This window comes from Desulfocurvus sp., assembly GCF_023230885.1.
Taxonomy (GTDB): Bacteria; Desulfobacterota; Desulfovibrionia; order Desulfovibrionales; family Desulfovibrionaceae; genus Desulfocurvus.
In genome coordinates this window covers 1-12667 of the sequence record NZ_JALNWM010000089.1, presented here as the reverse complement: position 1 = coordinate 12667, position 12667 = coordinate 1, and the positions used below count along the sequence as shown (strand labels likewise).

General features: G+C 70.9%; 12 protein-coding genes. All 12 read right to left on the bottom strand.

The annotated features are described in order from the left end of the window. A partial coding sequence (locus M0P34_RS08075) for an FHA domain-containing protein (protein WP_291498255.1) occupies nucleotides 1–459 on the bottom strand: 459 nt, incomplete at its 3' end. Next, nucleotides 456–2465, bottom strand: a complete 2010-nt coding sequence (sctC, locus tag M0P34_RS08070) for a type III secretion system outer membrane ring subunit SctC (RefSeq protein ID WP_291498253.1) — start codon at nucleotides 2463–2465, stop codon at nucleotides 456–458. The genes sctC and M0P34_RS08075, both read right to left, overlap by 4 nt. A 29-nt stretch (nucleotides 2466–2494) precedes the next feature. Next, nucleotides 2495–2884, bottom strand: coding sequence for a CesT family type III secretion system chaperone (locus tag M0P34_RS08065; RefSeq protein WP_291498251.1), 390 nt, complete (start codon nucleotides 2882–2884; stop codon nucleotides 2495–2497). A 170-nt stretch (nucleotides 2885–3054) separates the two neighbouring features. After that, nucleotides 3055–3888: a hypothetical protein gene (locus M0P34_RS08060; RefSeq protein ID WP_291498249.1), complete on the bottom strand. Its 834-nt coding sequence runs from the start codon at nucleotides 3886–3888 to the stop codon at nucleotides 3055–3057. Between the two features lie 54 nt (nucleotides 3889–3942). Continuing rightward, entirely contained in the window at nucleotides 3943–5220 is a 1278-nt protein-coding gene (gene sctE, locus M0P34_RS08055) for a type III secretion system translocon subunit SctE (RefSeq protein WP_291498247.1), read from the bottom strand. A gap of 49 nt (nucleotides 5221–5269) precedes the next feature. Next, nucleotides 5270–5782 carry a tetratricopeptide repeat protein gene (locus tag M0P34_RS08050; RefSeq protein WP_291498245.1) on the bottom strand — a complete coding sequence of 171 codons (513 nt, stop codon included), beginning with the start codon at nucleotides 5780–5782 and terminating at the stop codon, nucleotides 5270–5272. 30 nt (nucleotides 5783–5812) lie between these two features. Beyond that, nucleotides 5813–6316 (bottom strand): hypothetical protein, encoded by a 504-nt coding sequence (locus M0P34_RS08045; protein WP_291498243.1) that lies wholly within the window; start codon nucleotides 6314–6316, stop codon nucleotides 5813–5815. Nucleotides 6317–6330: 14 nt separating this feature from the next. Continuing rightward, the gene (locus M0P34_RS08040; protein ID WP_291498241.1) at nucleotides 6331–6891 is read right to left on the bottom strand and encodes a hypothetical protein; all 561 of its coding nucleotides are present in this window, start codon (nucleotides 6889–6891) and stop codon (nucleotides 6331–6333) included. A gap of 10 nt (nucleotides 6892–6901) precedes the next feature. Continuing rightward, nucleotides 6902–7213: a hypothetical protein gene (locus M0P34_RS08035; protein WP_291498240.1), complete on the bottom strand. Its 312-nt coding sequence runs from the start codon at nucleotides 7211–7213 to the stop codon at nucleotides 6902–6904. An 18-nt stretch (nucleotides 7214–7231) separates the two neighbouring features. Further along, the gene (locus M0P34_RS08030) at nucleotides 7232–10399 is read right to left on the bottom strand and encodes a hypothetical protein (RefSeq protein ID WP_291498238.1); all 3168 of its coding nucleotides are present in this window, start codon (nucleotides 10397–10399) and stop codon (nucleotides 7232–7234) included. Between the two features lie 39 nt (nucleotides 10400–10438). Then, a complete protein-coding gene (locus M0P34_RS08025; RefSeq protein WP_291498236.1) occupies nucleotides 10439–10897 on the bottom strand; it encodes a type III secretion system chaperone in 459 nt (152 codons plus the stop codon). Nucleotides 10898–11089: 192 nt separating this feature from the next. After that, on the bottom strand, nucleotides 11090–12352 hold the full coding sequence (locus M0P34_RS08020) for a sigma 54-interacting transcriptional regulator (protein ID WP_291498233.1): 1263 nt from the start codon (nucleotides 12350–12352) through the stop codon (nucleotides 11090–11092). Between the last annotated feature and the right edge of the window lie 315 nt (nucleotides 12353–12667).

Below are 12667 nucleotides of genomic sequence, written 5' to 3'. Positions count from 1 at the left end.
GGGGCGGCTGTCCGGGGCGTCCAGGAAGGCCGCCGGGCCGATGTCGCCCCAGGGCTGGCCCTGAACCTGCCAGGCCATGCAGGTGGTGCCGAGCATGACGGCCCTGGACGGGGCCCAGGCCAGCTCGCCCTGGAAGGGCCGGGGGCCTTCGGCGGGCTGCGCGGCGGCCGGGTCCGCCTCCGGGGCGGGGGCCTGGTCCTGGTCCTGGGGGCCGGCCCCGGGGTCCAGCAGCAGCACCGGGGCGTCCAGGGTGCGCAGGGTCAGGGCGGGCGGGACGCCGGGCCCGGCGGGAACCACGACCAGCGCATGCTGCGCGGCGACGGTGCTGTCGTGCAGGATCACGTCGCAGCTTTCCCCGCTGCCCAGCACCATGTCGCCGGGGCGCAGGGGGATTTCCGCGCCCATGTGCGGGCCGGAGAAGAACTTGAGCAGCAGCACGGGGCCGGTGGCGGCGCTCACTGGGGCATCCCCCAGCCGGCGGCGGGCGCCGGGGGGGCGTCCGTTCCGGGCTCCCTGGTGCGCACGGCGCAGCCGCCGGGCTTGGGCGCGTTGGCGGCCGTTCCGGGGGCGACGAAGTTGGGCGACGCCGGGGAGGTGGAGAACCCGAGGTCCTCCAGCCCTGCGGGCACGTTGGATGCCTCGTCCAGGGTCAGCAGGCGCGGCGAGATGAGGATCAGCCGCTCCATGCGCTGGGTGGTCTTGGTCTTGGTCTTGAACAGCGTGCCCAGGGCGGGCAGGTCCATGAGCACGGGCACGCCGGTCTCGTCGTCCTTGAGCTGCTCGTAGAAGTAGCCGCCGATGAGCAGGCTCTGGCCCTCGCTGACGATGCCCTGGGTGCGGATGGTGGTCTTCTTGACCACGGCGGGGATGTCGCTGGTGGTGGAGCCGGTGCTGGGGTCCGCGCCGTCCTCCACGGTGATGGCCATTTTGATCTGCGCGGGCTTGTCGTCGTATTCGATGATATGCGGGGTCACGTCGAGCACCGTGCCCGAGGAGACCTCGCGCAGGTCGACCACCTCGGTGCCCACCACGCGGATGTAGAAGGTCGTGCTGGCCTCCAGGCGCGCGCTGGTGTTGTCGATGGTCAGCACCGAGGGGCGCCCGAGCACGCGGCCCTTGCCGTTGGATTCCAGGGCGTTGATCTGGGCCATGAAATAGTCGGAGCCGAAGCTGTAGACCGTGGACAGGGTCAGCCCGTCGCCGATGAGGGCGTTGGGCAGGTCGGAGGGCAGGGGCACCCGCTTGGCCGTCTCGGAGAGGCTCTCCAGGCCGCTGCCCACGCCGGAGGACGTGTACGGCCCGCCGTGGCCCGCGCCGCCCCATTTCACGCCCAGGGAGTTGGAATAGTCCACGTCCACGTCCACGATGGCGGCGTGCAGCTCCACCAGTTGCAGGGGCTTGTCCAGCTCGGCGATGGCCTTCTCGTAGTATTCCATGCGGTAGGCCGAGTCGCGCACGATGACGGCGTTGCTGCGCGAGTCGGCCAGGATGCGCGGGGCCAGCTCGGCCACGGGGGCGCCGGGCAGCGCCCGGGCCTGGGTGTTCAGGGGCGAGGCCACGCGGCGGTCCAGCTCCATCTGCTCCTTGGCCCTGCGGCGCAGGTCTTCGAGGATCTTGGCCGCCTCGCCGTCCTGCAGGCGCAGGAGCTGCTGTTCCTCGGGCAGGGGCGGGATGGTCTCGCGCACGGCCGCCCCGGCGCCCGAGCCCAGGGCGAGCTGCGAGTCGGGGGCGCGCTGGTCCATGACCATTTCGGAGAGGATGGTGGCCACCCCGGGGATGGTTTTCTTGTTGTCGCCCGAGCCCAGCTCCGTGTCGTCGGCCCAGGCGTGCTTGAGGAAGAAGACGCGCACCACCTGGTCGTTGCGGAAGGCGGCTTCGTAGGCGGCGATGGCGGCGGCCACGCCCTCGGTGTATTCCGCCGGGCCCGAGAAGGCCAGGACGCGGTCGCCGTCATCGGCGGCGCAGGGCAGCTGGGGCGAAAGCAGCCCGGCGCGGGTCAGGATGTCGCGCATGCGCGAGGGCGTGCTGGCCGTGAGGTAGACCATGCGCCGTTCCAGGTCGCGGCGCACATAGAAGTGCAGCACGTCGTCCATGAGATACCATTCCACCCCGAAGGCCGTGTAGGCCGCCGCGAGGAATTCGTCGGCCGACATGTCCTGGAACATGCCGCTGATCTCGCCTTTGACGTTGGGGGTGAACGCGGCGCGCAGGCCCTGGGTCCGCGCGAAGGTTTCCAGCACGTCCACCAGGGGTGCCTGCTCGGCGTAGTGCGTGAAGCGGACCTTGAAGATGGAGCTGATGGGCAGGGTGTAGCGGCCGGCGACGCTTTCGGAGAAGGACTGCCCGCCCGCCGCGGGACCGGCGGCCCGGGCAGGGGCGCCGCTCCAGGCTCCGGCCCACAGTGCGCAACACAGCGCGACCAGCGCCAGGCCCCGCCCGGAAAGGGAAAAAAGTCGTGTGCGCAATGCCCCAGGCCCCCGGGAATGTAAGTATATCAACCAGTCTTGCACAGCTCGGCCCAGAAGTCCAATTCGTCCAGGAAGTGTTGCAGCGCAAGGGGCATCTCCGCCGCGCGCATGATGCCCAGCAGGTGCTCGGCATCGTAGCACAGCATGCCCCGGCGTGCATCCAGGGAGACGACTCCTGTGTCCGTGCCCGCGCGGGCCAGGGCCGCCAGGCCCACCTTGCGCAGCAGGGCGTCGCCCCCCGGGCCCGGGGCCAGGCGCCCCAGGTCGGCCGACAGGCGCAGCGTCCGGCCGTCGGGGGAGCCGGCCTCCACCCGCAGGCCGCCATCGAGCCGGAAACGATAGCGGCCCCGGGCGTCCGGAGCCGGGGCGCGCCAGCCTGCGGAGCGGCACACCGTTTCGATCCACTGTTCGAGCATGGCGTCATCCGGGCGGAAAGGTTGCGCCGCGGCGGGGCCCGCCCTGTTGCCCCTGCCGCGCTGCCGGGCCGTGTCCTTGCTGGCGCGCCGCCCGCCGGGGGCTTGCGCCGCCCCGGCACGCGGGCGGCGCGGCGTCCGTCACGGCCCGGGCGCAGGCGCCGTCCGCGGCCCTACACGCTGGAGAGCTTGGACATGGTCTGGTACTGCTGCTGGAGCAGGCTGTTGTATATCTCCATGAAGGCCCGGATCATGTCGCGGGCCAGGTCCTCCAGCTTCTGGGCCGTCTCCTTGCGGACCTGGGCCACCTGGGACTGGCCCTCGATCTCGGCGATGTTGGCCTGGATCATGGATGCGGCGAACTGGCTGGCGGAGTCGAAGAGCTTGGCCGACCCGGCCACCACCTGGCTCCAGAGCATGGCCTGGCTGGAATCCTTGAAGCCCATGCCCATGAGCCCGCCGGCGATGCTGATGGCGGCGCTGGTCAGGCCCAGGGCCAGCTGGGTCCAGGCCATGGTGCGCATCTCGGCGGCCTTCTCCTTGGCCAGGGCCATGATCTCGTCGCGCTGGGCGAAGCCCTCCATGAGCTGGGAGGCCGACTCCTCGCCCATGATCTCGATCATCAGCAGGACCAGCATGGCCATGATGTCGCGCACGCTTTCGATGGTCGGAGCCCCGGCCGCAGGGGTTTTCATCACCTCCAGCAGGCTGGCGGCGTCCAGGGTGGTGGTGGCGGCGAACTGCTCCCACTCGGTGCGCAGGGCGGCGACCTGTTCGGAGGCCACGGCGGGGTTCAGCTGGCGGACCACCGCCTCCAGGACCTCGCCCGGGGTGGCCGTGGGGTGGGCCTCGATGTAGTTGGCGATGGCCGAGCTGAGGGTCTGGGAGTCGACGCCCGGCAGCAGTTCCGTGAGTTTCTGCTCCACGTCCTGCCACTGGTCGGCGTCGCCGGTCATGAGGTCCGCCCCGAGGGCGTTGGATATTCCGGTGATGGTGATGTCGCTCATTGTGCCTCCTGGAAGGATGCGCGGCCCGGGGCCGCGCGGTACGGGGGCCGTGCCCTACGCCAGCTCGGGGCTGCTGGCCTTCATCAACAGGTCCATCAGGTTCTGGGTCGACTCGGTGATGATGTCGCGCATGGCGCTGAAGATGGCGTCCAGCAGCGCCTCGGCCACCTGCTGGGAGGTCTTCAGGATCTGCAGCAGCTTTTCCATCAGCGCCCGGAGTTCCAGCAGCTCGGCCTGCTGCATGGTGTACCGGAAGTCCACCACGGCCTTGGCGCCGGTGGCCACGCCGACGGCGGCCTGCATCACGCAGTTGGCCAGATTCATGATTTTGATCAGCTTTTCCATGGTCGTGGCGGCCTTGCTGGCTGTGCTGGCGACCGTGGCTGCCGTGCTGGCGGCGGTGCTGGCGGCGGTACTGGCCGTGGACGCCGTGGACGCCGTGGCGCTGGCGGTGTTGGCGGCGGTGCTGGCTGTGCTGGCGGCAGTGCCCGCCGCGCTGGCGCCCGAGGCGGCGAAGCCCGCGCCCAGGGAGCAGATGGCGCCGATGATGGCCAGGGCGATCTCCAGGCCCATGCCGATCCAGCGCGCCGTGTCCTTGGGTACGCCGCAGGCTTCGAGGAGCATGGCCGTCAGCCCCGCAAGGGAATATTTGCCGTCCGACGCCGCCCCCGCCACGGCGGACACGGCCAGGGTGCAGGCGATGGCCGCCGCCGCGATGGCCAGGCCCGCCGCCGCCCCGCCCGAGGCCACGGAGATCACCGCCGCGACGGCCACGGCGATGATCGCGCCGATGACCGCCGCCACGGCGCCCAGCCATTTGAGCAGGCCGCCCGCGGGCTTGGAGTTCATCTTCTCCACCTGCTTGTTGTAGTCCTCCTTGGCCAGCTCGTAGCGCTCGCGGTCGGCCAGTTGCGAGGCCTCGATGCCCTCGGAGGTCAGCTTCTCGATTTCCTTTTGCAGGTGCTGCATGAGAAAGAGCAGGTAGGCCTGGGAGTTGGTGTTCACCGAGTCGCCGTCGTAGTCGTCGAGCACGGCCAGCAGCTCCGCCGGGTCCAGGGTGCTGGCCCTGGAGAACTGGTCCCATTCCTGGCGGATTTCCGCGGCCAGCTCCGTGGAGAGGCTCACGGCGAACTGCGCCTGCAGGGCCGTGAGCAGGTCGTCCATGGTGGCGTTCGGATTCTGGGCCACATAGAGGGTGGCCGCCGCATGGATCTCGTCCATGCTCTTGCCGGGGAAGGCCTGCTGGAGCAGCTGCTCCACGTCGGTCCATTCGCTTTCGTTGGCCTGGTAGCGGGAAACCAGCTGGCTGGTGTCGATGCCCAACAGGGACATGGCGTCCTCCCATGCCCGCCCGGTCGGCGGGCCGTTGCGTCAGGGTCTTCTATGCCTTGTTCTCGCGCGTTTCCAGCAGTTTGAGCATGGAGCCCGCCTGGCGGCCATAGGCGGCCAGGGCCGGGGCCAGGCCCGGGGTCCGGCCGGCGGCCCGGGCGGCCTCGAAGGCGCCCCGGGCCTGCTCGGGCAGCCCCAGGGACATGAGGCACACGCCCGAGCGGAAGGGGGCCACGGGGTCGTTCGGGTTCAGGCCCATGACCACGGCGTAGCCGCGCACCGCGTCGGCCCATTTGCCCTGTGCCTCGCAGGCCCCGGCCAGGCCGAGCCAGCCCCGGGGGTCGGCCGAGGCGAACAGGACCATGCCCTGGAACAGGGCCTCGGCCTGGGCGTAGTCTTCCACGCTGTAGGCCGCGTGGGCCAGGGCGTAGAGCCCCTCGACGGCCTGGCGGGGCAGCATGGGATCCCGGGGCGAGCCGCCCGCGGTCTCGATGTCCTTGACCAGGGCGTCGCGGATGGCCGAGAGCCTGTCCACTGCTTCGGGGGAGTACAGATCGTTCATCATATCGCTCGGAGGTTGCGGGTTTCGCGTGGCTCAGGCCTTTTCCTTCTCGTCCAGCATGTGCAGCATGGAGGCGGCGCGCTGGGCGTAGGGCAGCTTTCTGGGGTTGCCCTGCATGGCGTCCAGGGTCGAGGCGGCGGCCTCGAAGGCGTCGCGCGCGGCCCAGGGCTTGCCCAGTTCCATCAGGCAGACGCCGGACCGGTAGGCGGCCACGGGGTCGCCGGGGGTCAGGGCCATGGCCATGCCGTAGCCCAGGGCGGCCTGCTCCCATTTCTGCTGGGCCTCGCAGGCGCCGCCGTAGCCCAGCCAGCCGCGCACGTCCTGGGGGCCGTAGAGGGTCATGCCCAAAAAGACGTTCTCGGCCTGGAAGTAGTCTTCCACGGCGTAGGCCGCGCGGGCCTGGGCGTAGAGTTCCTCCAGGCCCTCGCGGGGCAGGGAGATGATGTCGCGCACATGGCCCTTGGCCTCCAGTTCGGCCATGATCCTGGCGCGCAGGGCGGGCCACTGTTCGTTCAGGTAGTCGCTGTCGAAAGACATGGGTTCCCCCTTGCTCAAAGCGTTTTGGCCAGCGTGCCGAACACGTCGGTGTTCTTCTTCACGCAGTCCACGGCCATCTGCTGGGCGCTGTCGCAGTCCTTGGCGGCCTGGTCGAACTTGGCCCCGGCCATCTTCATGTCCGTGGAGGCGATGTTCTTCTCGCTGTCCAGGCCGTCGCGCAGGCTTTGCCACTCGTCCTCGTTGTGCTTCTTGTCGCCGCCCTTGGTGGAGTAGCCGATGTTGTTGTTGTCGCAGAAGGCGATCATGCCCGCGGACATGCTGGTGGCCTTGTCCTGGTCGTCCGCGTCGCGCTGCTTTTCGGCGGCTTCCTGGGCGTATTTGTTGACATCCTTGTAGTAGTCGGTGGTGTCCTCGTAGTCCGCGTAGGCCTTTTCCATCTTGGCCTGGCCCTGGCCGGCCGCGGCCACGCACAGGACGGCGAAGGAGACCATCGGGTTGTCGCCCATCATGGCCTGGAGCCTGCTCTTGGCCGTGGCGCTCAGGCTGGCCTCGCCGCTGCTGTTCACGGACGTGCCCTCGCGGGCGATGGAAAGGATGGAGAGCAGATCGGTCATGGTCGGCCTCCTAGAGCTTGACGATCATGCGTTTCTTGCGTTTGGCCGCCTCGGGCGCCGGAGCCTGGCCCTCGGGCCCGGGGGCCTCGGCGCGGCGCGTCTCGTCCAGGGCCTTGCGCATCATGTCATAGGCTTCGGGATGGATCAGGTTCTCCCGCAGGGCCAGGGTGACATCGTCCTCGGTAAGCCCCACGGCCTCCAGCAGGGCCTGGTGGCGCTGGCGGCTCTTGTGCAGGGCGTCGCGGCGTCGGCGCAGTTCGGCATCGGCCTCTTCGGCCTCCCGGCGCAGGGCGTCCAGGGTCTGGTCCAGGTCCTCGCGCATGTGTCTTGCCTCTTTTCGCTAGTGTTCCTGGGGCTGGCCGGGGGTCATGCCGTAGAACATGTCCCAGCCGGTGAGCTCCACCTGCGGGGCGCCGGTGCCCAGGCCGGAGAGGGTGAAATCCAGCCGCCCGACCTTGCCGAACTCCATGCCCGGCGGGTCGGAGCGCTGGGAGGCGCCCTTTTGCTGGACATAGTCCAGGCGCACGTCCATGCCCCCGCCGGGCCGGGTGGTCAGGCTGAAATCGGCCACGGAGCTCAGGGTCGGGGCCTCGTGGAGCATGTAGGCGAACAGCAGCCGCTGGGTGGGCGGGTAGTCGCGCATGGTGGTGTCCACCAGCCCGGGCACGTTCTGGAAGGTCAGCTGGGCGATCTGCCGGGCCGCGGCCTCGCCGCCCACGGCGTCGATGAAGGCGTCCAGGCGGCGGTGCTCCTCGTCCTCGGGCATGTTGGTGCCGCCGCCGCCGTGGACGTGCCCGTCCACCGTGATGGGCCTGCGGAAGAAGTCCTCGATGAACTCCTGGGGCAGGTCGCGGTAGCCCGGGGTGCGCGCCTTGGCCAGCTCGGCGGTCAGGCCCTGGCGGATGGTCTGGGTCATGACGGCCTTGTCCACGGCGCCGTCGAGCAGGTCGGCGGTCCGGGCGCCCACGGTGGCGGTGCCTCCGGCGCTGCCCTGGCGCAGGGTCTCCACGTCCAGGGCGGTCACCCGCCGGGGCGGGCAGGAGCTGTAGAGGGCGTCCCAGTTGTCCAGGCGCAGCACCGGGTCGTCGGAGCCGAAGCCCTGGACGGTGATGTCCAGGGAGAGGCTTTCGCCCATGTCGTAGTCGCGGTTGCCCACGCTCTGTTCGGTCTGTTCGCTGTGCAGCCGCATGGTGTCCCCGTCGATGGTCACGGACATGCGCAGCTTGTGGGCCTGGCCCGTGCCCGGGTCGGCCCCGTGGATCTGGGCCCCGCCGTGGTTCATGAAGGCTTCCACCAGCGGGCTCATGGCCGGGTCGTCGGCCAGGGCGGACATGAGGCGCCCCGGGGTGCCCTGGCCGACCAGCCGGGCGACCTGCTGGGCCCGCTCCGGGCCGCCGCAGGCGTCGATGAAGGCCTGGAGCTGCGTGTCCAGCTCGTCCGGGGTCGCGTCGGGGTCGGCGGTGAAGAACTGGCCGTTGACGGTGACGCCGTTGCGGATGAAATCGGGGATGAAGCGCTGGGGCAGGCCCCTGGCGCCCAGGGGGCCGTCGGTGTGCAGGTCCTCGGCCAGGGTGCGCGCCAGGGTCCGGCCGATGGTTCCGGTGTCGGGCTGGCCCTGTTGCAGGGCCTGGACATCCCGGCCCAGGGCCACCACGCCCCGGCCGATCTGCTGGCGGACCTCGGCCAGGGGCCGCAGGCCGAGCATCTGGCCGGAGAGCTCACCGCGCCGGGCCTCCTGGGCGCGCACGGTGTCCGTGGTGTTGCGCACGGCGAAGTCCCGGCCCAGGGCGTCGAGCATGCGGGCGGCCTCCCGGGCCTGCTCCGGGGTGGCCCCGCCCGGGCCCGCATCCTCCAGGCCGAGGCTTTCGGCCAGCAGCAGCAGGGCGTTGTTGGCCTTGTTGGCCGTGCTGACCACGCTGGCCATTTCCCGCTGGCCGAAGTCTCCGGGCAGGGTTTCGCCGCCCGAGGCCACGATGTCGGTAATGGCGGCCATGAGCCCCCGGCACTGGGGCGATTGCAACGCCCCGGCCAGCTGCTGGCGCTGGTCCTGGCTCAGGGACGCGGTGGCCTCGGCCAGGGCCTGGGCCAGGGCGTCCACGCCGTGGTCCACGTCGCCCGCGCCGTCGAGCATGGAGCTGGCGCGCACGATCTGTTCCACGAAGGCGTCGACCCCGGCCGGGGTGGCTCCGCCCGCGAGCAGGGCGCCCACGGCCTCGCGGACCTGGCTTTTCAGGTGGGCGCCCGGGGCCGTCCCGGCCAGTTCGGCCTGGTCCAGGATCACCTCGTCGCCGATGCGCACGTCCAGGTGGTCGTAGCGCGAGGCGATGGAGTCGCGCAGGGCCTTGGCGTCGGCGCGTTCGGCCCCGCCCAGCGAGTCCTGCGCCAGCACGGCGTCGAGGTTGGCGAGCATGGTCCGCAGGCCCTGGCTCTTGGCCGCGGGGTTTCCGGCGCGCAGCAGGGCGGCCAGGTCGTCCCTGCCCGCCCGGGTCAGGGTTTCGGTCAGCGCCTTGTACTGGCGCGAGATGCCGGTGGGGATGCGCTCCTTGCGCGAGTCCGGGGCGTTGGGGAACAGCCGCCCGCCCGAGAGGCCGCGCAGCAGGGTGCGGAAAAAGCCCATGGCGTGGCCCAGGGTCTGCCGGAGGTCGCGCAGGAAGCGCATGGGCCGGTCCGCCGGTCCGCCGGGGTCGCGGCGCACGGAGCCCGAGCTCAGGCGGCAGCCGTGCTCCTCCATCTTGAGGAACAGGCGGTCGTTGCCGGGCAGGCCCTCGGTGCCCGCGTTCATGGCGCCGTAAAGCACCGTGGCCTTGCCGTAGGGCAGGGTCGGGCCGTCGAGCATGTCGATGCCCCGGTGCCCGCCGCCGGGATCGCTCTGGAAGCCGTCGATATGCGAGGAGGGCCGCTGGTAGACCTCGGGGCTGGAGTCCAGGAAATCGCGCAGGCGGTGCCCGGGGTCCTCGATGCTGAAGGCTCCCTCGCTGAAGCGCGCGCCTTTTTCCTGGGCCTTGGCCATGAGGAAGGTCGTCAGGTCGCGGATGTTCTCCGCCGTGGCCGGGCCGTGGCCGGAGCCGTCGCGAATGCCCGCCCACAGGCTGTGCCCGCGCTCCACGCGCTCCTGGAGCAGGCGCGGCATGTCGCGCACGGCCTGGTCGCGCTGGTCCCTGGGCAGGGCCTTGATCTCGTGTTCGACCATCTTGCCGTCCACCTGGACGAGGTGGCCATCGGGCGGCATGCCCAGGCCGACGCTTTTGGGCATGAGCGAGCGCGGGGGGGCCGCGCTTTCCCACTGGTCCAGGGCCTGGCTCATGGCCTGGCGGGAGGTGTTGGCCAGGGGGCCCAGGCTGCCCAGGGGCACCTGGCCGACGACCTGCCGGCCCTCCTGGCGGACTTGCCCGATGTGCCGGGCGTCGGCGCCGCCACGGACGGCGCCGCCGGGCTGGATGCCCTGGTCCAGGCCCTGGAGGGGCCCGGTGCCGGGAGGCTGGATGGCGGTGGTGACGTGCATGCCCATGATGGTTCCCCTTGCGAAAGCGGCTGAGACGGCGCGCGCCTAGATGCGGATCATGCCCTGGGCGGGCGCCTGTTGGGCGGGGGTCGAGGGGCCGTTCCCGGCGGCCTTGATCTTGGCGCGCCAGTAGCGGGCGGCGCCCACCAGGGCGCCCAGGGGCTCCTCGATCCACGCGGGCTCGTCCACGGGCAGCGGGAAGTGCTGGTGCAGGGCCACCAGGTTCTCCTCGGGGTCGATGCCCAGGGTGCCGCCGCCGGTGTAGGCGCCCATGTAGTTGCCGCAGAGCATCTCGTGCAGCAGGGCGGCATCGGTCTCGTGCGCCCGGCCGAGGTAGAAGCTGACCACAAGCTCATGGTCCGCCTCCACGAGGCAGAACAGGCAGGCGATGTCGCCGTCCACGGTCAGGGCGGCCACGCCGTTGGCGTCGAAGGCCAGCCCCTGCCCGCCGATGACGGCGTTGACATGGTCCAGAATGGCTTGGGCGTTCTTGGCGATGTCCATGATCCTCGGGCTCCTTCGGGTTCCGGCGCGCGCCGGGCCCGGGTGACGTTGTTGCCTGTGCGCCGTCTTAAGCAAGGGGGGTGCCAAGACGGACTTTTCGAATTTATGCTTTCTTTTCTTAGTCTTGCGCCTTCGGTGGCGGCCGGTGGCTGCGTCTGGAGTTGGCGCGTGTGCCAGCGTTGTTGGCGGTTGTCAGCCTCCCGCGTCCGTGCCGCCGTGGCGCAGGAGCTTCTTGCGCAGGCCCTCGCGGGTGATGCCCAGCAGCTCGGCGGCGCGGGTCTTGTTGCCCTCGGCGCGCTCCAGGGCCTTGTGGATGAGGCGGCGTTCGTTTTCGTCCAGGCGCAGGCCTGCGGGCCGCTCCCCGGGGCCGCGCCCCAGGCCGAGCACCCGGGGCGAGAGGTCCGCCTCCTCCACCCGGGGGCCGAAGCTCAGCACGGCGGCGCGCTCCATTTCGTTGCGCAGCTCGCGCACGTTGCCGGGCCAGTCGTAGCGCAAGAGGGCCTGCCCGGCCTCGGGGCTCAGGGGCTTGTCGGTGTGTTCGGCCAGGAAACGCCGGGCCAGGATGAGGATGTCCTCCCCGCGCTCGGCCAGGGGCGGCAGGTTCAGGACCACGGAGTGGACGCGGTAGAAAAGGTCCTCGCGGAAGCTGCCGTCGGCCACGGCGCGCTCCAGGTCGCGGTTGGTGGCGCAGACGATGCGCACGTCCACGGGCACGGGCCTGGAGCCGCCCACGGGCACCACCTCGCGCGCCTCGAGCACACGCAGGAACTTGGCCTGATGGGCCGGGCTCATGTCGGCTATCTCGTCCAGGAACAGGGTTCCGCCGTGGGCCTGGCGCAGCAGGCCCTCGCGCTTGTGCACCCCGGTGGCCACCCCGCTTTCGATGCCGAAGACCTCGCTCTCGAAGAGGGATTCGGGCACGGCCGAGCAGTTGAGGGCCACGAAGGGTCCGCTGCTGCGCGGGGAGTTGTAGTGCAGGATCTTGGCGAAGACTTCCTTGCCCGCGCCCGTGGGGCCGAGGATGAGCACGTTGATGGAGTGCGGGGCGATGGAGACGGCCAGGCGCATGACCTCGCGCATGGCCGGGCATTGGCCCACGAACTGGGCGGGCTCGTAGGCGCCGCACAGGGAGCGCACCAGGGTGTTGCGTTCCTCGCCCAGGCGGCGGTAGGCGCGCTCCAGCTCGCGGTTCTGGCGGCGCAGCTGTTCGAGGAGCTCCTCGCGGTGCAGGTCGCGGGCCTCGACCTTGACGAGCATGAGCCCGAAGGCCTCGGCCAGCTTGGCCACGGGGGCGGGCACTTCGCCGGTCCTGGTCAGGGCGAACAGCCGGTCGGCCTGGGCCGTCTCGCCCCAGGCCAGCCGTTCGCACACGTCGACCATGACCCCGAAGGCCTCCCTGGCGGAAGCCGACAGGGAGGCCTGCGCGCTGTCGGCCTTGCGGGAACGCTCGTCCATGCCTCCCCCTTGCGCCGGTGCGCCGTCCGAAGAGGCGCCGCCCGCCCGGCCGCAGTCCGGCGCGGGCTTCGTGTCCGGCGAGGTATGTCGAGAATATACCTTCTTCGCGTGGGGTTGTCACGGCCAAGCTTGGCGGGATTCCCTGGTAATTCCGCCTTGTGCGGCGGGGGGAACGGGGGATGCCGGGGGGCGGCGGGGCCGGGGGGGGGGTGTCGGGCCTACCCTACCTCACCTCGGGCGCCAGGCCGGACGGGCGAGTGCGGGGGGGGGTCAGGACCCCGGCCGGTGGTTCAGTACGGGGGGCAGCAGGTGGAT